The following is a 23,182-nucleotide window of genomic DNA, read 5'->3' on the forward strand; positions in this document are numbered from 1 at the left end:
GCGAGGGCCGTCACGCCTGTGCCGGCTTGAGATCAACGAGCTCGACGCTCACCGAGGCCCAATCACCATGAATACGATTTTTCTTTTGCTGGCCGATGTGCTGCTGATCCTTGCCGGGATCATCTATGGCGCGAAGTTTCTCAAAAAGCGCAATTATCTGTGTGGGATCGAATGGTTCGTCATGGCCATCTCAGGCACCCACTTCCTGTTGTGGGCGCTCTTGGGATGGGATTTCGGCTACAGCGTTGCGCATTTCTTCGATGCGTTCTCGCGGTCCTTCGGTTTTCCTGTGGTCGCGGTCGCGGGCATGATGGTGGTGACCCACAGCTACCAGCCCTCGCGCCTTGCGGATGTCCTGTATTTCCTGCTCGGTTTCGCAGGCGCTGCCGTGCTTGTGGCGGCCGACCATGCGCCGGCGTTCGCGGTCTACAAGCCGCCGTTCTACCTTCTGATGTGCCTGGTCTTCCTGGCCTATCTGGCGTACTTCGCCTGGAGGCTGCACAAAGCGGGAGAGGCGCTGCATGCGATGGGAACGGTGTTCGTTGCGCTGAGCGGCCTGGCCATCGCCGTCTTCTACGACTATGTCCCGATACCCGGCGACGACGCGGATCGCACGGTGTTCTACACCGCAGCCTTGTCCGTCTGGGCTTTCATGATGGTCGAGCTGTACTACGGCTATTGCGCACTCGAGCGTGCCACACAGGCGCGGTTCAGCGCCTATGCCCGTGAGCCGCTTGCCAAGACCCGTTTGCGCCGTCACGCCTGACAGCGCGCAAAGCCCCCCTCATCGCTTAATCCTTTGGAGTGCAATCATGGCTCACTGGCCAGACCTGGCTTCCCGTTCCCGGGAACTGTATGAACGCGGCTTGAAAGTGCTGCCCGGCGGCATCACGCGCACATTGCCATGGCAGGAACCTTTTCCGGTCTATGCCTCGTATGGCGAAGGGGCCTACGTGGTCGACGTCGATGGAACGCGCCGCCTTGACCTGCTGAACAACTTTGCCTCTCTGATCCACGGTCACGCGCATCCAGGCGTCGTGCAAGCCGTCCGTCACCAGGTCGGCAATGGAACGGCCTTCACGCTGCCCACGGAGCAGGAGGTCGCGCTGGCGGAAACCCTATGCGGACGGGCAGAGAGCTTCGAGCAGGTGCGATTCTGCAACTCGGGTTCGGAAGCCGTCATGAGCGCGATCAAAGCCGCCCGTGCGATCACGGGCCGGTCCAAGATCGTCAAGGCGGAGGGCGTCTATCACGGTGCCTACGACTATGCCGAGGTCAGCCTCGATTCTTCACCGTCGAATTGGGGCGAGGATCCGAACTCGATCGGCTACTCAAAAGGGGTGCCCAAAGGGGTGACCGACGATGTTGTAGTCATCCCCTTCAACGACGTCGAGGCCTCCGAGCGAATCATCCGCGCAAATGCCGCAGACATCGCGGCTGTCCTGCTCGACGCAGCGCCCAGCTATTTGGGATTCATCCAGGTCTCCCCGCGCTTCACCGACATGATTGAACGTGTGACCCGCGAGATCGGAGCACTTTTCATTCTTGACGAAGTCATCTCGTTCAGGTCTCACACGGGTGGCGCTCAAACGCTGCTGGGCATCCATCCGGATCTGACCACCTTGGGCAAGATCATTGGTGGCGGCTTCCCCGTCGGCGCAGTGGCGGGACGGCGTGAGCTCATGCAGATCTACGACCATCGCCAAGGCAAGCCCGGCTTGCCGTGGAGCGGCACCTTCACGGCCAACCCGGTCACGATGACCGCGGGCAAAGTCACGCTGGATCTGCTTGACGACAGCGCGATCGATCGCATGGCACAGCTGACTTCCCGGCTGGTGGGGGCGCTGAACCAGGCATTCGCGCGGTCCGGCTTTCCAGGGCAGGTCACAGGCTTCGGGTCGAGCTTCATGGTGTTCGGCCATCAACGGCAGGTGACCGATTACCGCTCCGGCTATTCCAGCCCTGAGGAAACAAAGCGCGTTGTCGCACTTCAACGCGCCTTGACGCTGGCGGGCTTCCATATTGCTCGCACCGGTAAGGCATTCCTTTCCACCCCGATGACCGAAGCGGACATCGAGAGCTTCATCAGCGCCGTCAGCCGCATCGTCGATGCGCGGCTGGAGCCGGTGGGCGCGGGGGTGGTGTCATGACTTTTCCCAAGAACCTGCGAGCGAGGGCCACACTGTGACGGACTACATCATTGTCGGCGGCGGGTCCGCAGGCTGTGTTCTGGCGAATCGACTGTCCGCGAACCCGGACGTCGAAGTCACGCTGATCGAAGCCGGCGGCTGGGACAGCAGTCCCTTCATCGGCATGCCGGCCGGCTATTTCCAACTGATGAAAACCGGGCAGATCGACTGGGGCTACAACACCGAGCCCCAGGAGCATCTTGCCGGCAGACGGCTGTTCTGGCCGCGGGCGAAAGTGCTGGGCGGATGCAGTTGCGTCAACGGCATGGTCTATATCCGAGGCAGCGCCACGGACTACGACCATTGGGCGGCTTTGGGCAACAGTGGTTGGTCCTTCGAGGATTGCCTGCCCTATTTTCTTCGTGCCGAGAACTGGAACGGCCCCAGCAGTCCCATCCATGGACACGACGGTCCGTTGCATACCAGCCGCTACGGTGTCCAGCACCCCTTGTCGAAGGCGTTCGTGGAGGCGGGCGTTCAGGCCGGATACCCGTACCGGGACGACTTCAATGGCGGTGAACAGGAAGGCTTTGGCCCCTGCGACAGCACGATCAAGGCCTACGGAAACAAGGGGATCCGGGCGAGCACGGCTTTCGCTTACCTGCATCCGGTCAAGGACCGAAAGAACCTCAAGATCATCACCAAGGCATTGGCCACCCGGGTCATCGTCGAGCATGGCCGCGCGGTCGGCGTCGAGTTTCTTCGCCGTGGCCGCAAGGAAGTTGTGCGTGCGCGTCAGGAGGTGCTGCTGTCGGGCGGCGCGATCAACTCGCCGCAGCTGCTTCAGTTGTCCGGCATTGGCGATCCGTCGCATCTGCGCGCTGTGGGCATCGACGTCACGGTGGCATTGCCTGGCGTGGGCCAGAACCTGCACGATCACCTCTCCGTCGGAGTGCAATGCCGCTCGACGCAGCCCAACTCGCTCCTGACCTATGTGCGTCCCGTTCGTGCTGCCGCCGCCCTGGCGCGGTACATGTGGGACAAGGGAGGCCCTGGCGCGTATCACGGCGTGGAGGCGCTGGCCTTCGTGAAAAGCCAGCCCGATCTGATCGCCGCGGACATCCAGTACCACTTCGAGATGATCATGTACCGCGAAAACGGTCGGGTCATCATTCCCGAGCACGGTTTCACGCCCCTGTTCAACATCTCGCGCCCCAAGAGTCGGGGCTGGTTGAAGATCCAGTCGGCGGACCCCACTCAGCACCCGCGCCTTCAGCCCAACTATTTCTCGGATCCGGATGACATTCGCATCTATCGCGAGGGGATTCGTGTCGGCCGGGAAGTGCTGGCGCAAAAGGCGTTCGATCCCTATCGCGGCGTGGAGTACGCCCCCGGACCGCAGGCCACGACCGATGCCCAGATCGACCAGTACCTGAGGGAGAACGTCGAATCCGTCTACCACCCGGTAGGCACTTGCAAGATGGGCAGCGACGAGATGGCTGTCGTGGACGATCGGCTGCGCGTGCGCGGCGTGAGCGGCCTGCGCGTCATCGATGCATCCATCATGCCGACCATCGTGAGCGGCAATACCAATGCACCCACGATCATGATCGCCGAAAAGGCGGCGGATTTCATCCTCGCTGCGGGCTCCCGCGGCGCCAAGGCCGCGACCGCGGTCGCCGCCGTTGCGGCCTAGCGGTCCGCGGCATATCCCCTCAACCTCATCCCGTAGACAGGAGACTCGCGTGTTTGACCAAGAACTGCTGATCGGTTCCGCCTTTGTCGTGGGCGCGGAAACCAAGGAGAAGATCCTTAATCCAAAGACCGGGGCGCTGCTGACCGAATTGGCCGAAGCCTCGCTTGCGCAGGTCGATGCGGCGGTCGAGGCAGCGTCCAAGGCCTTCACCGCCTGGTCTCGAACCACGCCTGCCGAGCGATCGCGCCTGCTGTTGAAGCTGGCCGATGCCATTGAGAGCGCCGGCGAGGAATTCGCGACGCTCGAAGCGCTCAACTGCGGCAAGCCGCGCATCCGCGTGCTGGAGGATGAGATCCCGGCGATCGTCGATTGCTTTCGCTTCTTCGCCGGCGCCGCACGAACGATGCACGGCGCTGTGTCCGGCGAATACGTTGCCAACCACACGTCGATGATTCGCCGAGACCCGATCGGCGTCGTCGCATCCATCGCGCCCTGGAACTACCCTCTGATGATGGCGGCCTGGAAATTGGCACCCGCGATTGCTGGCGGCAATACGGTCGTGATCAAGCCTTCGGAGCAGACGCCCCTGACGCTGCTGAAGCTTGCGAAGATCATTGCGGACATCTTTCCCGCCGGTGTCGTCAACGTGGTCACGGGGCGCGGCGCTAGCGTGGGCGATGCGCTGATCCACCATCCGAAGGTGGCGATGGTCTCGCTCACCGGCGATATCGGCACGGGCAAGAAGGTGCTGCAGGCCGCGTCCAGGATCGTCAAGCGGACCCACCTCGAGCTCGGCGGCAAGGCGCCCGTCATAGTCTTCGATGACGCCGACCTTGCCAGCGTCGTGGAAGGCGTCAAGGTCTTCGGCTACTACAACGCTGGCCAAGACTGCACCGCCGCCTGCCGCATCTATGCCGGCAAGAAGATCTACGACAAGCTCGTTGCCGACCTTTCCGGTGCGGTCAAGAGCCTCAAGTTCAATCAGCCCAACGATGACGACAACGACCTGGGCCCACTGATCTCGGCCAGGCAGCAATCCCGCGTCGAATCCTTTGTTCAGCGGGCGTCTGAAAACAAGCACATCGAGATTACGGCGGGCGGCCGCGTGGGTGGTGGTAGCGGCTTCTTCTACGAACCCACCGTCGTGGCTGGCGCGCTGCAAGGCGACGAAATCGTCCAGCGCGAAGTCTTCGGTCCCGTCGTCTCGGTGACGCGATTCGACGATGCCGATGAAGCAGTGCGCTGGGCCAACGATTCCGACTATGGCTTGGCCTCATCGGTCTGGACCCAGGACATTTCACGCGGCATGGCGACGGCCGCCCAATTGCAGTACGGCTGCACCTGGATCAACACGCACTTCGTGCTGACGAGCGAAATGCCGCACGGCGGCGTGAAGTCATCGGGCTACGGCAAGGATCTGTCCATGTACGCACTGGAGGACTACACGGTCGCGCGGCATGTCATGGTCAAGACAGGCTGAAACGATGCACAGGGTCAACGCGATCGCCGGCGCCCATGTGGCGCAGATCGAGGGCGGCAAGGGCGGCAGCCTCGAGCTTTTTTACTTATTGAAAACTGGTCAAAACACAAGGAAACAGGAACAGCATGCTCTCGCAATCAGCTCCTCTCGATGAACCTCTGGACGTCCTGATCATTGGGGCGGGAGTTTCCGGCATCGGCCTTGCCGCCTATCTGCGCCGAAAACAGCCCGGAAAACGCTTTTCCATTCTCGAGGCTCGAGAGCGGATTGGCGGAACATGGGATCTGTTCAAATATCCCGGCATTCGATCCGACTCGGACCTCTACACCTTCGGTTTCGACTTCAAGCCCTGGGTCAAGAACAAAACGCTGGCGGACGCACGGGACATCCTCGAGTACCTTCGCGAAACCGTTGAGGAGTTCGATCTGGGGCCGGTCATCCAATACCAGCAGCAGGTGGAATCGGCGGACTGGCTGAGCGGTGAGGGCCTTTGGGCGGTCCGGGTCCGCGACGGAATCGGCGGCGATGTCCGCACGGTCAGGACCCGCTGGCTGTTCAGCGCTGGCGGCTACTATCGATACGATCAAGGCTACAGCCCGCGCTTCGAAGGCTCGGAACGTTTCAAGGGGCGGATCGTGCATCCGCAGCATTGGCCTGAGGATCTGGACTACTGCGGCAAGCGCGTCGTCGTGATCGGCAGCGGCGCCACGGCAGTGACGCTCATCCCGGCGATGGCCGATCAGGTGGCGCACATCACCATGCTGCAGCGCACGCCTTCGTACATCATCAACCAGCCTGCTACCGACTCCGTCGCCGGCTTCCTGCAAAAGATACTGCCGGCCCAAACCGCCTACTCGCTGACCCGCTACAAGAACGCCAGGATCACTCTGGGGTTCTGGAGCTTTTGCCAACGCTTTCCGAAGCTGGCCCGAAAGCTTCTCGTGGGGCTCGTGCGCCGGGACCTGCCGAAGGGGTACCCCGTCGACGTGCACTTCAACCCGCCATACAACCCTTGGGACCAGCGGCTGTGCTCGGTGCCCGACGGTGACTTGTTCAAATGCCTCAGTTCGGGCAAGGCGTCCGTGGTGACCGACCAGATCGAGACCTTCACCGAATCGGGCATCCTTCTCAAGTCGGGCAAGGAAATCGAGGCCGACATCATCGTCACGGCCACCGGACTCAACGTCCAGCTCTTTGGGGGAGTGGCCTTGCGCAAGGATGGGCAGCCGGTGGTGTTGAGCGAAACATTGGCCTACAAGGGAATGATGTTGTCCGGTGTGCCGAACTTTGCCTTTGCCGTCGGCTACACCAACTCGTCTTGGACGCTGAAGGTCTGCCTGCTGTGCGATCACTTCTGCCGGCTCCTGGCTTACATGGATGAACATCGGCACGCCGTCTGCGAGGCACAGGCGCCAGAAGGGATCGAGACCCGCCCGCTGCTGGATTTCGGTGCAGGCTACGTGCAGCGCGCGTTGCACAGCGTGCCACGACAGGGACCCGGCGAACCTTGGGTCATGTCCATGGACTACTTCCGCGACGTCAAACTGCTGCGACGCGGGCGGGTGGCAGAAAAGTGCCTGGCGTTCTCGCCGGCCCCCGGCGCGAGTTCCCAGGCTCCGCTTGATCTGCGACTTTCAAAGGCTCGCGCATGAACACGGGAGACCTCTTCTGCAATATGGCCGATGGCCGACGCATCTGCTACCGCAGCCACGGCCCCGATGGTGGGGAGACGTTAATTCTGGTGGTGGGCCTGGGGTTGCAACTGACGTACTGGCCACAGGCCTTGATCGATGGTCTGGTAGAGGCCGGTTTGCGGGTGGTTGTCTTGGACAACCGCGACGCGGGACAGTCGTCCTTCACCGACGCCGAGCCGCCCAGCACATTCCAGCAACTCCTTCGCCGGCCCACGCGCGGCTACGACCTGGGGCACATGGCCAGCGATGTGGTCGGTTTGATGGATGCCCTGTCCATAGCCTCTGCCCACGTCATGGGGATGTCCATGGGCGGCATGATCGCGCAGACCCTGGCGGCGCGCCATGCCGAGAGGATGAAGTCGTTGACCTCCGTCTTTTCGACCACCGGATCATTGAAGGTCGGCCAGCCGGCGCTCAAGTCGATATTGCAGCTGATCCGTCGGCCGCCACGTGATCAGCGGGAGGCTGCTCGAGATTACGTCGACCTCTTGCGAGTGGTCGGCTCGAGCCTGGAGTGGAGCGAGCCTCGGCACCGGCAATATGCAGAACAAGCCTGGGAGCGCGGTGGTGGCCTGCGCAACAACGTCGGCACCGCGCGGCAGATCGGGGCAATCATCAATTCCGGTGATCGGACGGCCGAGTTGGGCCGCGTGCGGTGCCCCACGCTGGTCATCCATGGCGACCGGGATCTGATGGTGGCGACCAGTGGCGGTTACGCCACCGCAGCGGCCATCGGTGGCGCACGCCTAGTCATCTTGCCGGGCATGGGGCATGACATTGCACCGGGTCTGGTCAACATCCTCGTCGACCTGATCGCGGGACATGTGCGGTCCTGCCTGCGCCCTGCGAGCTAGGCGAGGGTGCTTGTCGGCCTTTGGGACTTTGGCGCGCGCGACATTAGATCATGGTGGCGCCAAAGCCTTCAGCGATTCAACCAGCTCCTGGTAGGCCGGGGATTTTCGAACAGCCTCCGAACCTGCCTGCTGCAGGTCGCGGACGTCCTGTGCTTCGACCGTGAAGGCCGTCGGCACACGCAAAAGCCTGTAACGGAAACTGTCGTCGTCGACATCGTTCAGGCTTACGCTGACGACATATACCTCGCAATCTGCTGCAAACGGGCTGCCAGGCAAACCTCTGGTGCGCTGAATCTCGTTACGCCAGCGTTGCAGATCATCGTTGAGCATCGCCAGCGTCTGCTGGCTGTCGCGGGTCCCGGCACCAAAGATCAGTGTCTCCAATACCTGTGGAATGGTAGGGACCTGATCACTCTTGTCCACACGCTCGGCAAGCGCACGTGCAGAGTTGACTGTGACCAGCACCAGGCGATGGATGGAGCCAGCTTTTGCTTCAGGGAAGTTCGCGCCCATGGAGCCTACAGCGGTCATTTGATCGAGCAGCAAGCGAACGCCGAGGTTGTCGCTGACTCCGCCATCCACCAGGTGGATATAGGGGCGCTCCTTGGCATTGCGGTAGCTGACGGCACTGCGCCGCAATATGTGTGCGCGGTAGCCTGACGCGGGCTGGAGTACCGATGCTTTTACATCGGGACATTGGTCGGCATAGTTGCGTATGGCGACGGGCGACAGCAGCAGCGGTACGGCGGAGGACGCTGCAACTGCGAATGACAGTGGGGTAGCGTCAAGATCGGAGCAGATCAGCTGGAACTGTTCGGACGTGAAGTTGAAGGGGGCCCCGGTGGTCAGGTCGGTAGCCGTGATCATGAGGTCCGGTGCTCCAGGGCGGCTGCGAGCGTCGGCGAAGGTCTTGCCTTCGTAGAGCTTGTTCAGGCGATCCATCAGCAACTGCGTTCTGCCATACCAGGGTGAGGTCAATGTGTAGAGCTCACCAGGCCAGAACACATCGCGTATGAGACGGCTTTCGAATGGCGTGAGCAGGAATTCTGGCTCAAATCGCTTGAGCGTCGCGTCGCCAAAGGCTGCGTAGTGTGCGGCCAGGATGCTGCCACCTGACACGCCACTGATCAATACGGTCTCGTCCAGCAACGTCGTTGTGCGTTCTCCGATCTTGAACTCCTGCGCCTTGAGTTCACGCAGCACACCGAGGCCAAAGGCTGCGGCACGCGCACCCCCTCCGGACAAGGTCACGGCAACCATGACAGACTTTGGTTGATGCTGCTCGGCCGCTAGCACCTCCCGAGGCTGATGGGGATACGGTTCATTGATCCAGGGCCTGTAAGTGGAGCATCCTGCCAGCAATAAGATCGAAATGGCTTGCAGGGTGCGAGTCCAGGGTGAAGCTAACTTGCGCATGTGTATACCGTGAGGAAAGCCGGTGTCAATCTGCCTTGTCCTGGTGACCTGTACATGTTTTGCACATTTCAATCGAGCCGGATGGTGGGACGGAGCCGGGCATTCATCAGATCGACCAGCCACATCTGGCTGCCACGCCAGAAGCCATGCAGCTGGGCCTGGTGGCTGCGGTAAAGCAGTGCATGGCTCAGTTGCGCCAGGCGCCCTCTGAAGGTCACACCCTTGAACAAGCCTGTCTTGCCGAGCGAGCCATAGGCGTCATATTCACCCAGTGACACCAGGGCCCCCATATCACGGTACTTGAAATCCGGTGGTGATATGTCGTGCAGCAGTGCGGCTGGAAGATGGCGAATCAGGTGCTGCGCTTGTTGATGAGCAATCTGTGCGGTAGGAGGAAACGGCCGCTCGGCCCCCTCGGGTATCAGGCTGGCACAGTCGCCCAATGCATAGATGTCCGCGTCATGGGTAGTCTGCAATGAAGGGCGCACGATCAACTGATGGTTACGGTTGGTCTCCAGCCCATCCAGATCACTCAGAATCTCCGGGGCCTTGACTCCGGCCGCCCAAACCTTCAGTGATGCATGAACTTCCGTGTTGTCGCCCAACACGAAGCCGTGCGCATTGACCGCTGCCACACGCGTCGCGACCTTGACCTGCACACCCAGAGCTTCCAGCCGAGCTTGGGCACTGGCGGAAATATCTTCCGGAAAGGCCGCAAGGAGGCGAGGGCCGCTTTCTATGAGCGTGATGTTTATCCGCCTCTTCAGACCCTTGGCTCCATAGGCCTCTGCAGCGTCAGCCAAACCGACGAGTTCGGCAGCCAACTCCACACCAGTCGCTCCGCCACCAACGATGGCGATGGAAAGGGTGGCATTTTTCTCATTGCTGCCTTCGTGTCCCAGGCATTGGAGCAGCTGCGTGCGGATCTCCTGGTTGAATGCATCTGCCTGCAGGCGTGAGTCGATGGTGTAGCAGTGCTCGGCCGCACCCGGTGTGCCAAAGTCGTTTGCCTGGCTGCCTACTGCGATGATGAGCTTGGTATACGGAACGCTACGCTCCGGGACAAGCACCCGTCCGTCGGGTGCCAGCAGCGCCGCAATCTCCACTTGTCGCGACTCGCGGTCAACGCCCAGCAGTTCACCGGGCTCGTAAGAGAAATTGCAGGCATGTGCTTGTGCTATGTAGGCCGTTTGTTGCTGGTAAATATCGCGCGTGCCCGCTGCGATGGTGTGCAGCATGGGTTTCCACACGTGGGCGAACTCGCGATCAATCAGCAGGACTGGTGGCAGCTTGCTGCCGGAATTGGCACTCAGCTTGCCCATCGCCGTGGCAACGGCAAGACCTGCCACGCCACCACCTACGATGATGATCGGTGCTTGGGATGTATTCATGTCATGGTTCCCTGGGTAGAGATGTCCTGTCAGGCAGCTACCGCTTGGGCGTTATTGCGGCCTGTCAAGCGTGCCGCCCATTGGGCGATTCGGTCGCTGAACAGCAGTTCGTACAAGACAGGCACCAGGCCCAGCGTGATCAGGGTGCCGAGCATCAGGCCGCCGATGATGGTCACGGCCATGCCGGTCCACAAAGTGCCGGCAAACAGTAGCAGCGGGATCAGACCCACGATGCAGGTCATCTTGGTCATCACGATGGGGCGCAGTCGCGCTACCGCTGCCGCGACGACCGCTTCGCGCCGGGTCTTGCCCTCGGCCAGCTCTTCCTCGATCCGCTCGAGCAGCAGCACCGCGTTGTTGACGATGATGCCTGCCAGCGACAGCAAGCCGAACGTTGCCATGAAGCTCATGGGCTCTCCCGCGATCATCATCGCCGGCCCGACACCAATCATTGCGAACGGAATGATGGCGAGGATCAGCGCGAGCTTTCGGAAGGAACGGAACTGCCATAGGAACAGAACCAGCATGGCCACGGTTGCATGCGGTAGGTACTGCTCCAACGAGACGTTGGCTTCAGCGGAGTCTTCAATCTCTGCGCCCATTTCGATGCGATAGCCTGGTGGCAAGGCGATCTGGCTCACGACTGGAGCGGCAGCTTGTACCGCCTGCAGTGCCGTGCCATGGGTGCTGCGGCCCTCAACCGTCAAGGTGCGCACCAGGTTGCGGCGTAAGAGCGCTGCGGGCTCGAAGTCGAGGCTCACTGCAGCCATGGCCGAAAGTGGGTGCGGCGCCCCCCCATTGGCAGGATAGATGAGTGTATTGGCGAGGTTCTCCGCACTGGCGCGCTCGGAAGCCGTACCGCGTATGACCAGCGGTACCAAGGTGTCGTTGTCGCGCATGACGGATGCCTGAATACCGCTGTTGCGCGCTGCCAGCGTCGTCGCAATGTCTTCGCTGCTGATTCCCAGCGCTCGTGCCTTGGCTTGATCAATCTGTACATTCATGCGTGGAACACGGGGGCCCCAATCATCGCGAACCATCACCATTCCGGGAATAGGTCGCAGCGCAGCTTTCACCTGTTCGCCGATGGCTCGCAACACATTCTCGTCAGGCCCGGAGATCCGATAGGCAACCGCACCCGCGTCATTGCTGCTGCGCGAGAACAGCTTGGGGTCGATACGCACATCCGGGTGATGGTCATTCATCCAGGCGGTGGTGCGTTCCATCACCGTCTTGAGTTGCTTGGCATCCTTCACCGTGACAGTGAAGTAGCCCACGTGAGAGGCTGGCATAGGAGGGGTCAGTGCCAGCACGACCCTGGGCCCGCCTTCGGCCACATAGCCAATGCTGGTGCTGACTTCGGGGTTCACCTGCCTGTCAGCGAGCCAGCGGCTCAGATCCTCTACCACCTGCTTGGTTTGTCGCGTGTCCGTGCCCGGCTGCAGCTCCAGCCCCATTTGGAACTGGGGGCGATCCGATGGCGGCAAGAAGCCTGCGGGCAGGTTGGCCAGCAGCAGCAGGGCACCGGTCAACAGCGCGACCATGAACCCCATGAAGATGGCTTTGTGCGCCAACAAGTACCGGATCACCTTGGCGTAGCCGGCATAGAAGCCGGTGAGCTGGGGTTCGGCGGGTGCATCGTGATTCTCGTCTGCCGGCTTGGGGTGGGCTTTCAGGAAGTAGTAGCAAAGCAGCGGAGTCACTGTCAGGCATAGGAGCCAGGAGCCGAGCAGGCACAACCCCAGAACGATGACCAGCGGCTTGAGGTATTCATTCGTTGTGGTGTTTCCAAAGAAGAAAGGAGAGAAGGCCAAAATGATGACCAGTGATGAGGTCAACAGCGGAATGGCAAGCGTCCGCCCGGCTTCGATGCAGGCGTTGCGGCGATCTTCACCCAATGCGAGTCGCCGCTCCACGTCTTCTACGATCACGATGCCGTTGTCCACCAGCAGTCCCAACGCAATGATGATGGCCGCCATGGATACCGAATGCAGTTCAATCCCCAGGCTGCGCATGATGAGCAGCGTGAGGAGAATCGTCAGCGGTACGATGCTGCCCACCACCAGGCCCGCCCGCCACCCCAGGAAGAGGACGACCACGATCATCACGATGACCACCGTCTCGCCCATCACTTGGTTCATGCGACCCATCTCGGTTTTGACCACGTCGGGCTGGAAGGTCACGTAGTCCAGGCTGAAGCCCGCAGGCAACTGGGCCTGCAGCTCCGTCACGCGTTGCTGCAATGCGGCGCCCACAGTCTTGACGTTCTGGCCTGATCGCATCGAGATGCCCAACACCACGGCATCCTGGCCCTTGTAGATGGCCGCGCTTTCCGGAGGATCGGCCTTTTGCACCTGGAGACGCGCCAAGGCGCCCAGACGGATTTGGGCAGGGCCAAGGTGCGACGCGTCGGCGCCCTGGCGTGCCAATGGCACCGACAACATGAAGTTTTCCAGTTCGGCGACGGAGCGGATTTCGCCCGATGCGATTACCACACTGTTGACGCCAGCCAGAACAGCCTGGCCCCCTGACTGCACCACGTTCTGCTGGCGCAGTTGTTGCAGCACCGCAGCGGGCGACAAACCCAGACCCGCCATGCGTGCACGGTCGAACTCAAGATAGACACGGTCCTCTTGCCAGCCGTGCACGCTTACGCCCTGTATGCCAGGTAAACGGAAGATGCCTTCTCGCAGCATCTTGAGCGGCTCGCGCATCTCGCTCATGGAGAAGTCCGGCGCTGTCACGGCAATCGACGCGATTGCCACGCGGCCGAAATCGTCATCGATCTGAGCAGGCAAGGTACCCGTGGGGAACAGGGGTTCCACCTCCTGCACCTTGGCACGCAATCGCTGCCATACCGGCATCAACTCCTTGACGTCTTCGCGCAAAGTAGCCTTCACCAGCACAGAGCCGGAGCGCACCGTGCTAACGACGTTTTTCAGTTCCGCCATCTGGCGCAGATTTTCTTCCACGGGACGGGCAATCAGCTGCTCCATGCGCTCGGAGGGCATGCCAGGATTGGAGATCATGATCACGGCATCACGTATCGTGACGGAGGGCTCCTCCTGCGAGGGAAAGCTCAGGAAGGTAAAGATCCCCGTAATCAAAATCAGCAGCGCGACAAAAAGGGTCAGCCTGCTGGATTGCAGCGCTCCTTCGGCCAGCTTCATGATTTCGCCCCTTTCAGGACAGTCTGGGGCACATGCACTACCACTTGTTGTCCAGCGTTCAGAAAGGCGGTGCCGGCGGTCACCACGCGGTCCCCGACGGATAAGCCCTGGTCGATGACAACCCGCCCGTGGGACGTCAAGTGGCCTGCGGTCTTGATAGGTCGCAACTCCAGTTTGTTTTCCTGATCGATCACGTACACCTGGGCCTGAGACGCTTCAGTGCCAGCCATGACCGCAGTAACGGGCAAGGTCAGTGTGGCAGCCTGGGCTGGTTTCTGTGGTAGCTCCACCGACACCATTCCGCCGCTTCGAAGTCCGGGGCTGCTGCTTCGTTCTGTGCGCTGGACGCTGTAAATGGCCTGAACCAGTGAGCCGTTGTCACTGCGTGTGGACAAGTATTCGAGCACCAACGGGAAAGTGCGTTCGCCACTGCGGCCCTGCGCCTTATCACCCACAGCAAGCGTACTGGCGACGGTATCCGGAAACATGGCAACCACCTCCAGCGCACTTCCCGCCTGCAACTGCAAAATGGTCTGTCCGGCAGACACGTCGGAATGTGGCTGTGCTTGTCGGCCCACCACTTCACCATCAAAAGGCGCGGTGATTTTTGTCAGGCTCAGGTCACGGCGTGCCGATGCAAGTGCGGCATCTGCCGCATCGAGCTGGCTGCGCGCCAGTTGGTGCGCAGCGCGAGCAGACTGCAGGGCAGTGGGGGAGATGATCTTGTCATTGGCAAGCATCTCCTGTTGATGGAGTTGGGTGCTGCGCTCTAGCAGCGATGCGGCTGCTGCCGCACGGTCCGCAGCAGCTTTGTCCACGCGCCATCGGGCAGGTGACTCGTCCAGCCGCGCAATCACTTGACCTGCCCGCACACGGTCGCCCACTTCGACGGAAATGGCCGTGAGTCGGCCAGATGTTTCAAAACCCAGATCAGTGCGTTGGCGCGCGCGCAACGTGCCGACAAAGTTATCTGCGCGGGATGCAATGCCCGCTTCGCCAACGACCTCGATTTTCACCGGTTTGGGCGTAGCCGTTGTAGTGGTGGCATGTTGTGTGCAAGCAGCCAGCGTGACGGTCGATAGCACGCATGCCAGTAACCGGGAGATGGAGTTGAGAGAGAAATGCATGATTGGATGCGTGTGTGAATGGTTCAGGGCAGTTGTGCAATCAACTCTTCAACAGTCTTCCTGACGGCATTGCGCTGCTCAGAGGTGAATTGGTGAAGACGGAGCAAATCAATGAGTTGCATCCCATCCATTGCCAGACTGATCAGCAAAGCGCGGCCTGGATCGGCGCACTCACTGGCGATACCGTAGCTGCGCTCGAACAAGGCCTGTACAGGTGGCAGCAGGTCAGGATGAGAGAAATGGGCTTCAAGCAGGTTGCGCATCAGTCGCTGCAGCTGCGGGGGCATTTGGAACGTCATTTCGACCAGTTCCATCATGGCGGACTGCAATTCGCTTTGGCTCCCGCGGGAGGCGTCATTCACGCGCGATGCGCGCTGCTCTTCGGCGGCGCGGCTGTAGAGATCGATGGTTCGGGCCATGCTTTCCACCACAGCCACCAGGAGCTCGTCGCGGGTCTTGAAGTGATATATGAGACCGGCCTTGGTCACTCCCGCTGCGGCAGCAGCAGCTTCAATGGTCAGTTGCTGAACCCCGCGCTCACTCACCAGGGCGGTAGCGGCGTCAAGGATCTTGTCTCGGGAGCTTGGGCGTCTTGTCGTCTTGGTCATGAAAACTCCACTTGAAAACTTATCTATACGTATAGTATAGTAATGTCATCGCAACGTCAACGCCTGGTCCTCATATGCTCGAAATTTCTCCACGTTCCCAACGCTTTCTCTGTCGACCCCTGCTGCTTGGCGTTCTCAGCCTGGCCGCTCTTGGCTTGGGAGGCTGCGCGTCGGTTCCGCCCTCGGTCGGGCCTGACGCTGCATCGGTGGACGTGCCTGGGCAATGGGGTGCCCCATACCAAGGTGTTGCTGCCGTCAACGCTGACTGGTGGACAGACTTCCATAGCGCTGAACTGGACCGTCTGGTCCGCATGGCACTGGATTCCAATCGGGATCTGCGCATCGCCACAGCCCGCATGGCCCAAGCCCAGGCACTGTTGGGAAGTGCTGAAGCCGAACGCCGCCCACAGTTGGGCGCCACAGCCGGTGCGCAGCGGGGGCGAGACAGCGCCGACGCAGTGAAGGCTGAACGCAGTTCCGTCGGTTTGCGCGCAAGCTGGGAGGTGGATCTGTTTGGGCGCGGCGCACTGGGCGTGGACGCCGCCAAGGCAGACATACAGAGCAATCGCCAGGCACTCGCTGCCGCGCGTATCGCTCTGGCTGCCGATGTCGCCACTGCGTACTTTGAACTGCGCACCCTGGATGCCCGCGTGGGGATGAGGCACGAAGTCATGACCTTGGCTGAGCGCCAGCTGCACGTGGCGCAGAAAAAATTTGAGGCGGGCCAGTCCAGTGCACTGGACGTTGAGCGCTGGAAGACAGAGCTTGCACAAGAGCGCGCGGCAGTCCAGCAAGTGAAGGGTGAGTTGCAAGTGCGTCAGCGACAGCTGGCGGTGCTGTTGGGCGCCAGCCAGCCACCGGTGCTGGATCTGAAGGCTGAAGCCGTCATGCCCCAGGCGCCCGCTCCCTTGCTGCCTGCCGATTTGTTGGAGCGCCGCCCTGATGTACAACGCCAGGCCCGCGCTCTGGATGCTGCGCTGGCACGGGTGGGTGTCGCCCGACGCGAGATTTACCCTCGCCTGCAGATCGCCTGGGCCGGAGCGCGCGAGCGGTTGGCGGCCATCGGTGGCTCCGCGTCTCCCATTTCCGTGGTGGGATACGGCATCTCGCTATCCCTGCCCATTCTGGACGGTGGCCGGATTCGCTCGAATGTAGAGATACAGGAAGCCCGCGCCCAAGAGGCAATGGCGGGGTACGAGCAGTCGATGATCTCCGCGCTGGCCGACGCCGAAACTTCGCTGGTGCAATGGTCGGCATCGGAAGCCAGTTTGCGCGAACTGCTGGATGCACGAGAGGCGGGCGACATGGCAGCGCAACGCGCGGCGCGCATGTTCGCTGCCGGCATGGCTGACGCCACGGCAGTGCTGGACACTCAACGCGAACAGCTGCGGGTACGGGACGCAGTCGCACAGGCCGAGGGGCAGCGCTGGACATCGGCCGTTCGTCTTCGCCGCGTGTTTGCCGGAACTGTCTGAATGCATCCCCTGTGTGCAAAAGCCGCGAATCGATCTGACATTCATATGCCTTGACGAACAGAGATGTCGGATGACCAAAAGGCAGAAGAGGTTGCGTATCGGGAAGGTTGGAGATGTTTTGCTTGCACGCCCATGACCATCGAACTGGATGACAAGCTGGCCAGTGCGCTGGCACTGGCGGTGTCTCAACACCCAAGAGCAAACCTTGAACAGCTTGCACGCGCGGCAGGTACTTCCAAGGGAACGCTTTACCGAATCTGTGCGACTCGGGAGGGGATGATTGATTTGTTGATGCAACGCACTGAACGGCACATGCGAGAGGCGCTGGAAAAGGCAGATCTCACGCGGCTACCTTTTGCTGATGCGCTTCATCGCCTGACAAAACACCTTATGACCCATCGTGAGCTCTACCTGTTCTGGAGTGCCGTTGTATCGGTCGACCTCGGAGGTACCAAAGACCACGACATGAAAGGCTACGCGCTTTCCTTTTTTGGAGGTGCGCTCGAGGATTTTTTTTTAAGAGGGCAAAAGGCTGGCGTTTTCCGGATTGACATGTCAGCAAGATGGCTGGCGAAATCCTATAGCTTTTTGCTTTATGGCGCTCTCGATTCAGCCCAGAGAGGAGAGATTGCCACGTTGGGAATATCGGGAAGCGTGAACAAGATATTCCTGTGTGGTGCCAGTTCCGATCCTGCATCAGTCACATAGGGCAGGGTGCCTTGGCATCGCCGAAGGTGGTGCGTACTATCTTGCCGCGGGTCGCGCCGCGCAGTCTCGTGCTACATGGATCAGGCGCTTGACCGTGCAGCCGGACCACGGCAATGCCTGCGGGTGCCAGGGGCCACTCACCTTGTCGGTGCCTCAGACCTGCATGCTGGCGCATGCCATCCCCATTCCGAGTCCCTTGTCCAGCTCGGCGCCTTTCGCAGGATCGAAAAAGTGAATACCACGTTCTACAGATAAACCATTGCCACCCTCGCATCCTGGTCTGAAATGCCGGGAGAGGAACTGGCTGTTTCGATCCGGTTGCGCCCGGCCGCCTTTCCCCTGTAGAGGGCGGTATCGGCCTGTCGAAGGGCCTCTTCCATATCATGCGTGCCATGGAAAGGAGGCGAGATCCCGATGGTGACCGTGCAGCGCAGCGGATGACTGGAGCCAGCAACCGAGACCGCATGGCTTGCAATGCCGGTGCGCAGCCGTTCTGCCAACTGTGTGGCGCCCCTGGTGTCCGTTTCCAGGCAAATGACTACGAATTCTTCGCCTCCAATGCGGCCTGTCAGGTCGCCGTGGCGTACGGTGGCGCGAAGCAATGCGGCCACGTGCCGCAGAACTTCATCCCCTGCCTGGTGTCCATGGGTGTCATTGATGCGCTTGAAATGGTCGACATCCATCAGTAGCAGGCATGTCGGCGCAGCGTTGCGGCTGTTGAAGTACAACTGCATCGCTTCTGAAATCCCTCTGCGATTGAGCAGATGGGTCATGGGATCGCGTGCCGCCATTGTGCGCAGGTCATCCGTCAGGCGCCGCAACACCAGCCAGACAATGGAGGGAGGCAGCACGGTCGCCAGGGTGGACATGTAAATGTAGAAAACCATCTGAAAGCGGCTTTCCATGTGCAGTGCTTCCAGGCCGCTGTCCATAATTTTCAAGAATTTCAATGCATTGAGCACACAGATGCCGCCAATCACAAAAGCAAAGAAAATCATTTCCCCGTAGAAATCCTTGGCAAAAGTGCGTAAGCCATAGATGACGTTCAGTGTCATGGCGAAGAAGAGCACTGCCGACATTGCTGCGAGCATCGCGTAGCGTGCCACAGGCCCGGCGCTCCAATGCACCAGCCATTGCGCCATGCCGTAGGCCACTGAAAACGCGATCAACGGGCGCCACACTGGAACGGGCTGCCCAAAAAAACGCATGGCACCAAGCCAGTAGGCGATGGGCGCTGCCAACGTGAGGGTGTGGTTGACCACGCTCATCACGCTCCAGGCGGGCTCTCCTTCAACCAACTGCAGCACATAGGCCGACCCCAGCAGGAGGTCGCCCAGGGCAAAGACATCCATTCCCATCCTGTTGCCTTGCAGGCGTCGGCTGATAAGCAAGAACATGATCGAAAAGCACAGCAGGTGTGCGCAGAGCATGCCGACGAGAATGGTTGCAACCATGGGGATGTCAGGTGGGAAGTGCTTTGTCTAAAAGGGTGTTGCCGGGCTGCGGCCACTGTCGCATCACCAGGAAAATGTTGGGTGCCAGGTGCATGCTTTGGCAATGTAGCCGACATGGGGGCTAGCAGATGGCCCAAGGTGCTTCGGCTGCTCTTGGCGAACAAGGCGTGCATGCGCTCGTGGGACCAGTCCATCGATGTGATGAAGGTGGCGGCGCGCTGCAGCTTCTGCATGGCTCGATCCCTGTCTTCATCTGATGTTGCCCCCAAATTCCCGCCCCCACCCTATTCGCAATAAAGCATCTGGTCAGCCGCTGCAGCCTGTTGCCGCCTGAACCCCCGAGGCGACCGCATTTTCAGCGAAGAATGCGGATGCACCTCGTTGAAGTGCTCGAAGGCAGCTGGCAGTTGTGCCACTACCGTCACCAAGCCACAGGCACGTCGGTAGCCATAGCTGGGCAAGTCGGCAATTTCCTGGCGCAGTTCGGCGAGCAGCCCTGCATCGTCGCTGGGTGTGCGATGGCTGCGGCCATCGGCCCAGTCTTCACCGCGCCCAATCAGGTCGGGCACATGCGAGCGCGCCAGCCCCATCATCCGCAGACCAGTTTTCACTGGTCGTCCCCGGGCAACAAGGGCGAGCGCGCAATCCACTTTTTTCTGCGACGTACTCCACGGCTTCCTTGAGGATTTCGTTCTCCAAGGTCTTCTTGCCGAGCACGCGCTGCAGCTTGGCGATTTCTGCGCGTGCAGCCGCCAGCTCGGATGCCGGCACGACTGCCTCGCCAACGGAGACGGCGGTCAAAGCACCCTGGCGTTCGAGCTTGCGCCACTGGCACAGCAGTCCAGCGAAACGCCTTCCCGCCGAGCGACCAATGACACGCTCATGCCCGGTTCGTAGGTTCGGCGCACCAGCGCCGCCTTCTCTGTGAAGGGCCAGCGCCTGAGGCGCTGATCCTTCACGACTACCTCTATTGACTCCGTATGCTTAGTCATATGCACAGTCCTGTTCCTATCTCAGAAGACAAGCGATAGGGCGGGGCCGGGGAATTAAGGGGTTAACTCAAGGGCTGACAGCTGCAGAGCTGCCTTGGTTGTGGGCTGACCCCTGTATTCGTCTATTGAACGTAGAAGCTCTCCAGCTTTGCTTGGCTCGAGGACTGCTGCCATGTGCTTCACCACGATTGGCTCAAGAGCACCTTGCAGGTCAGAGACCGGGTTGCGCTCACATCGTCCCGTCTGGATGCCGTAGCGAAACACCTGCCCTGCTGTCTGGCGAAGCGTGTGAGCAGTTTCGCGTGCCCCTCGTTTTTCGACCTTGCGGAGCACGCCCAGCAGCAGGGGAGGGGTGATCTCAGGAAGCAACATGCGGCCCACATGCGGGAACAGATCCTTGGACATGTTGCGCAGCCATTTCTCTGCGTAGGTGTCGCTCCATGCACCGGACTTGACGCCATGAAATTCACGCGCGACAGCCTCAAAAGTGCTCTCCTGGGCATGGGCGAGGGCGAGCTTCTGGACTTGCTTTGCAAGGCTGGGGTCGATGCTGGATGCGAGCTGTTCTCTGGCTTCATCGCGGCGACGGCGGGCCTGGGCGAGTCCTACAGTGGGATACACCCCTAGTGCAAGCGTCTTCTGCTTGCCTGCAAAGCGGTACGCCATGCGCCAGTACTTGCCAGACTCCTTCACGTGCAGGTACAAGCCATGCCCATCGGAGTGCTTCGATCCAGCGCTCTTGCTGGGGTAGTGTCTGAGGGCTTTGATGAAGGTGTCTGTCAGGGGCATTCAGGTCGTGTTGGCATCTTGCGTGTCAAGTACACGGGATACCAACAAACATCCTGGATGTCCCCGGATGCCGTTGGACGGCTTTGAACGCTGGATGTCCTTGAAGCCCAAGGCCAGCGCCTATTCTTGGACTTCTTTGAACTTCTTGGGATGCCAGGATGGCCTGCCCGGAGGGACTCGAACCCCCGACCTATTGCTTAGAAGGCAATTGCTCTATCCGGTTGAGCTACGGGCAGGTATGGCCGCTGACGGGCCAGCGCGGATCATACCCGCAATGGGCGGACGCTCAGGGCTTGGCGGCGTGCCCTGGCGCCCTTACCGTCATTCAGCGTCTTCTTCTTCCTCGAACACCACCGAAGGGGGGGCCATCACGCGCGCCATGTCGCTCAGCGTGGGCACCAGGCCGCGTGCGAGGTAGCTGTAGGGCGTGTCGGGCTCCAGCGCCGCAGCGGCAATATTGGCCATGGGCTGGTTCATCGACAGGTAGTAGCTGCCCACGGGTGCTTCGACGGCGCCGCGCGTGAGCGCATAGGCGCCGCTGGCGGGCGTGGCCGAGCGGGCCTCGTTGTACGAGTCGGCCAGCAGCTGGCCGGGCTCGGCCACCTTGAGCACTTGCAGGCCCAGCAGGCGCAGCCTGTCCACGGCGGTCTGGGCGCTGGCGGACAGCCAGTAGCCGCAGGAGCGCGGGCGCGACAGCGTGGTGCGGGCCTGCAGGGAGGCGTTCCAGTCCACGCGCACCTGCTGGTCGGCACCCGTGTCGGGCTGGATCATGGTGAGCGTGCGCTGCTCGGGCGTCTGCTCGGCCTGGACGGCCAGTTGCTGGTGGCAGGCGAGAGAGGCGGTCTCGCGCGCCACGAAGGCCTGCACCTGGGTGAGGTCCTTGGCGCGCTCGGCGCTCGAATGCAGCATGCGTGTGGCGGCGGTGACCAGGGTGTGCACGCGCCGCTGGATGTGGGCGCGGCCCAGGTCCGAGCCACGGCTGCTGACCAGATAGCCCACCGAGTTCTTGAGTCCGCTGATGTTGCGCAGCGAATCGGGCGCCAGGCTACCCATGGAGATGGACTTGTCCTGCAGGTCCTGGCTGGTGGTGTAGTACCAGTCGCTGCTCAGGCCGGCCTGCGACAGCGCGGTGCGCAGCGGTGCCGTGTACCACTCGCGCGCAGCCTTGGTCACGAATTCATTCTGGTTGGCCGTGGCCGAATACTGCAGCAGGGCGTCGTAGCGCTGTATGGCCTGGTACTTCTGCAGGAAGATGCTGGCGGCCGGGAATTCCTGCAGGTCCACCACGGCGACGGGGCGGTAGTCGCGTGCCAGCGTGGCCAGGGCCTTGGCCTCCGGCGTGTTCAGGAGCAGGTGGTCATGGGCGATGTCGGTGCCATCGGCTGCATTGCGCGTGCCGGCTTCCACGGCATCGGGGTTAGCGCGCGGCACGAGGATCACGTTGATCTGCTGCAGCAGCGGCTCCAGCAGGCCGCCGGGAGCGAGTTCGCGGGCAATGATGAGCAATGCCTCGGTCCCTGCAGGCTCGTCGCCATGCTGGCCGGCCACGAGCATGACCGTGGGGCGGCGGCTGTCATACAGCGCCGACGGCTGGATGCCGGGAGCGCGCGTGGCCACCAGGGCCTGGATGGGGCTGCCGCGCTGCGAGCTGCCGGGCTGCACGATTCCCAGGCGCGTGTCGCGGCCCAGGGATTTGCTGGCCTGGCTGTTCAGCCAGGAAGACAGTTCGCTGGCCGTGGTGAACTGGTTGCGCTGCGGCGCCAGGCCGGGCGTGTCATAGCGCGTGGCCGGGTCGGGGAAGCGCGCCGCCACGGCCGCGTTGTAGGGCAGGGGGACGAGGTTGTTGGCCGGTGCGATCGGCTGCGTGGTCGCCTGGGGCACCACGGGTATTTCCGGGGCCGGGCGGGTGGGCGTGGCCACCTGGGGCTTGGAGGACGTGGGCCAGGGCGGCAGCGGCGTGCTGGAGCAGGCGGCCAGCAGGGCGGTGCATGCCAGGGCCGACCACCGCAGCCGGCCCTGTGGCAGCTCCGGATCGGGGCGCTGGCTGGAGGGTATGGCGGGTGGAGTCAGCAGTGTCATGGCGTGGCCTTGAGGAACCAGTCGTGGGGAATCTTGGGGAATCCGGGAAAAGGGGTGCGGCCTTCAGTCGCCGCAGGCCGCAATGCTATCGGGATGATAGCCATGCAGGCTTGCGGCGCG

16 protein-coding genes, 1 tRNA gene and 1 pseudogene are annotated in these 23,182 nt (G+C 61.6%); 8 read left to right on the top strand and 10 right to left on the bottom strand.

The features are described 5' to 3' along the window. Window positions 1-67 precede the first annotated feature (67 nt). From ACF8O7_RS04475 to ACF8O7_RS04500, 6 genes are all read left to right on the top strand, one after another. Window positions 68-766 carry a hypothetical protein gene (locus ACF8O7_RS04475; RefSeq protein WP_016445436.1) on the top strand — a complete coding sequence of 233 codons (699 nt, stop codon included), beginning with the start codon at window positions 68-70 and terminating at the stop codon, window positions 764-766. Between the two features lie 46 nt (window positions 767-812). Further along, window positions 813-2,150, top strand: coding sequence for an aspartate aminotransferase family protein (locus tag ACF8O7_RS04480; protein WP_016445437.1), 1,338 nt, complete (start codon window positions 813-815; stop codon window positions 2,148-2,150). A gap of 34 nt (window positions 2,151-2,184) precedes the next feature. Beyond that, entirely contained in the window at window positions 2,185-3,825 is a 1,641-nt protein-coding gene (locus ACF8O7_RS04485; RefSeq protein ID WP_279492788.1) for a choline dehydrogenase, read from the top strand. Between the two features lie 49 nt (window positions 3,826-3,874). After that, the gene (locus ACF8O7_RS04490; RefSeq protein WP_239009427.1) at window positions 3,875-5,305 is read left to right on the top strand and encodes a gamma-aminobutyraldehyde dehydrogenase; all 1,431 of its coding nucleotides are present in this window, start codon (window positions 3,875-3,877) and stop codon (window positions 5,303-5,305) included. A gap of 125 nt (window positions 5,306-5,430) precedes the next feature. After that, window positions 5,431-6,957, top strand: a complete 1,527-nt coding sequence (locus ACF8O7_RS04495) for an NAD(P)/FAD-dependent oxidoreductase (RefSeq protein WP_016445441.1) — start codon at window positions 5,431-5,433, stop codon at window positions 6,955-6,957. After that, window positions 6,954-7,853 (top strand): alpha/beta fold hydrolase, encoded by a 900-nt coding sequence (locus ACF8O7_RS04500; protein ID WP_016445442.1) that lies wholly within the window; start codon window positions 6,954-6,956, stop codon window positions 7,851-7,853. The genes ACF8O7_RS04495 and ACF8O7_RS04500 overlap by 4 nt, the downstream gene beginning before the upstream one ends. A 48-nt stretch (window positions 7,854-7,901) precedes the next feature. On the opposite strand, the gene ACF8O7_RS04505 is transcribed toward ACF8O7_RS04500, so the two are convergent. From ACF8O7_RS04505 to ACF8O7_RS04525, 5 genes are all read right to left on the bottom strand, one after another. Continuing rightward, window positions 7,902-9,113 carry a patatin-like phospholipase family protein gene (locus tag ACF8O7_RS04505; RefSeq protein ID WP_016445443.1) on the bottom strand — a complete coding sequence of 404 codons (1,212 nt, stop codon included), beginning with the start codon at window positions 9,111-9,113 and terminating at the stop codon, window positions 7,902-7,904. Window positions 9,114-9,337: 224 nt separating this feature from the next. After that, entirely contained in the window at window positions 9,338-10,660 is a 1,323-nt protein-coding gene (locus ACF8O7_RS04510) for an NAD(P)/FAD-dependent oxidoreductase (RefSeq protein ID WP_026062277.1), read from the bottom strand. 29 nt (window positions 10,661-10,689) lie between these two features. Further along, window positions 10,690-13,830, bottom strand: a complete 3,141-nt coding sequence (locus tag ACF8O7_RS04515) for an efflux RND transporter permease subunit (RefSeq protein WP_017404988.1) — start codon at window positions 13,828-13,830, stop codon at window positions 10,690-10,692. Further along, complete coding sequence (locus ACF8O7_RS04520; protein WP_392442531.1) at window positions 13,827-14,957, bottom strand: efflux RND transporter periplasmic adaptor subunit; 1,131 nt, start codon at window positions 14,955-14,957, stop codon at window positions 13,827-13,829. Before ACF8O7_RS04520 ends, ACF8O7_RS04515 begins: the two co-directional genes overlap by 4 nt. A 23-nt stretch (window positions 14,958-14,980) precedes the next feature. After that, window positions 14,981-15,565, bottom strand: a complete 585-nt coding sequence (locus ACF8O7_RS04525) for a TetR/AcrR family transcriptional regulator (protein ID WP_016445447.1) — start codon at window positions 15,563-15,565, stop codon at window positions 14,981-14,983. Between the two features lie 74 nt (window positions 15,566-15,639). Between ACF8O7_RS04525 and ACF8O7_RS04530 the strand changes: the two genes are divergently transcribed. Both ACF8O7_RS04530 and ACF8O7_RS04535 read left to right on the top strand, forming a co-directional pair. Then, window positions 15,640-17,040 (top strand): efflux transporter outer membrane subunit, encoded by a 1,401-nt coding sequence (locus tag ACF8O7_RS04530; RefSeq protein WP_392442533.1) that lies wholly within the window; start codon window positions 15,640-15,642, stop codon window positions 17,038-17,040. Between the two features lie 132 nt (window positions 17,041-17,172). Next, on the top strand, window positions 17,173-17,748 hold the full coding sequence (locus ACF8O7_RS04535; protein ID WP_046240228.1) for a TetR/AcrR family transcriptional regulator: 576 nt from the start codon (window positions 17,173-17,175) through the stop codon (window positions 17,746-17,748). A 245-nt stretch (window positions 17,749-17,993) separates the two neighbouring features. Here the strand turns inward: ACF8O7_RS04535 and ACF8O7_RS04540 are convergent, their stop codons facing one another. The 5 genes and pseudogenes from ACF8O7_RS04540 to ACF8O7_RS04560 all read right to left on the bottom strand — a co-directional run bounded on the left by ACF8O7_RS04540 (window position 17,994) and on the right by ACF8O7_RS04560 (window position 23,062). Continuing rightward, window positions 17,994-19,202 carry a GGDEF domain-containing protein gene (locus ACF8O7_RS04540; RefSeq protein WP_392442536.1) on the bottom strand — a complete coding sequence of 403 codons (1,209 nt, stop codon included), beginning with the start codon at window positions 19,200-19,202 and terminating at the stop codon, window positions 17,994-17,996. Window positions 19,203-19,486: 284 nt separating this feature from the next. Further along, a pseudogene (locus tag ACF8O7_RS04545) lies at window positions 19,487-20,194 on the bottom strand (transposase). A 54-nt stretch (window positions 20,195-20,248) separates the two neighbouring features. Beyond that, window positions 20,249-20,983, bottom strand: coding sequence for a tyrosine-type recombinase/integrase (locus ACF8O7_RS04550; RefSeq protein ID WP_392442539.1), 735 nt, complete (start codon window positions 20,981-20,983; stop codon window positions 20,249-20,251). 159 nt (window positions 20,984-21,142) lie between these two features. Next, window positions 21,143-21,219, bottom strand: a tRNA-Arg gene (locus ACF8O7_RS04555). An 85-nt stretch (window positions 21,220-21,304) separates the two neighbouring features. Then, window positions 21,305-23,062, bottom strand: coding sequence for a M14 family metallocarboxypeptidase (locus ACF8O7_RS04560; protein WP_016449926.1), 1,758 nt, complete (start codon window positions 23,060-23,062; stop codon window positions 21,305-21,307). Window positions 23,063-23,182 lie beyond the last annotated feature (120 nt).

Source organism: Delftia sp. WSY_16, assembly GCF_043104415.1.
Taxonomy (GTDB): Bacteria; Pseudomonadota; Gammaproteobacteria; order Burkholderiales; family Burkholderiaceae_C; genus Comamonas; species Comamonas tsuruhatensis.